This is a genomic window from Paracoccus denitrificans, from assembly GCF_900100045.1.
In the GTDB taxonomy this organism is placed as follows: domain Bacteria; phylum Pseudomonadota; class Alphaproteobacteria; order Rhodobacterales; family Rhodobacteraceae; genus Paracoccus; species Paracoccus denitrificans.
This window is the reverse complement of the sequence record NZ_FNEA01000094.1, coordinates 1-1,034: the sequence shown is the minus strand read 5'-3', so window position 1 is coordinate 1,034 and position 1,034 is coordinate 1. Positions and strand designations below refer to the sequence as shown.

Annotated in this window: 1 protein-coding gene and 1 pseudogene; both read left to right on the top strand. The window is 64.7% G+C overall.

The window, feature by feature from the left end; all coding sequences use genetic code 11:
- The first annotated feature begins 74 nt into the window (after positions 1–74).
- Positions 75–578 (top strand): helix-turn-helix domain-containing protein, encoded by a 504-nt coding sequence (locus BLT64_RS25940; protein ID WP_011746705.1) that lies wholly within the window; start codon positions 75–77, stop codon positions 576–578.
- Positions 568–1,034 (top strand): annotated as a pseudogene (locus BLT64_RS25935) (terminase large subunit); the annotation flags it as partial. The gene BLT64_RS25940 and the pseudogene BLT64_RS25935, both read left to right, overlap by 11 nt.

The window sequence follows — 1,034 nt, the reverse complement described above, 5'->3', positions numbered from 1 at the left end:
GGGGGGGGGTGGGTCGAAAGTCAGCGGGCCTGTGGCGCCTAGACCCGCGCCCCCCTCATTCGGAGATTTTTTTCATGTCGGGCGAAGTTTTCGACCTGTTCGGCAACCCCGTTCGCCCGGGCAGGGGCCAGAAGGGGCGCCCGCCATTCGAGGTCACGGATAAAGATCGCAATAAAGTCAAGCTGTTGCTGGCGATGGGATGGAGCAACCAGCGGGTGGCGAATGCCATCGGCGTCTCGTTGGCGACGCTGAAGCGGTATTTTAGAGCCGAGCTGACCGTGCGGGACCAGATGCGGGACCGGCTGGAGGCGCGGCGGCTGGAACTGGCGATGGACCTGGCCAATGCCGGCAACACCGCCGGGATGCGCGAGCTTGATCGCCTGATCATGAAGAACGATCAGAAGCTGGCGGCGGCGAAGATGACGCAGGCAGACGAGGCCGAGCGGGAAGAGGAACGGCCGACCTCGCGCTATGTCGGGAAGGGCGAGATTTCCCGCAAGCGGGCCAACGCGCTGGCAGCCGGCGAGACCCAGTCCGAATGGGGTAGTCTGCTGAAGCCGGGAAGCTATGAGAACTGACGATCTGCCGACGCCGGAGGTCTGGGACACGTCCCTGCCGGACTGGAAAGAGCGCATCGTCAACCGCCGGCCGCTGATCCCGGATTTGCCGCTCTTCGACGCAGTGGCGGAAAAGGCCCTGGCGATCTTCAAGCGGCTGCGGCTGCCGGACGTGATCGGGAACCCGACCTTCGCCGAGGCGGGCGACGACTGGATCTTCGATTTCGTCCGCGCCGTGTTCGGCAGCTACGACCCAGTGCGCAAGGTGCGCATGATCCGGGAATTCCTGCTGCTGGTGCCCAAGGGCAACGCCAAGACCACCTATGCCGCGGCCATCATCCTCGTGGCCGCGATCATGAACGAACGGCCGCATGCCGAACTGATGCTGATCGCGCCCAGCCAGAAGATCGCCAAGCGCGCCTTCAGCCAGGCCGCCGGCATGATCCGGCTGGATGAAAGCCTGTCGGCGATGTTCGA

Excerpts from the sequence above, each read along its gene's own strand:
- BLT64_RS25940 (WP_011746705.1), top strand. The coding sequence starts at position 75 with ATGTCGGGCGAAGTTTTCGACCTGTTCGGCAACCCCGTTCGCCCGGGC.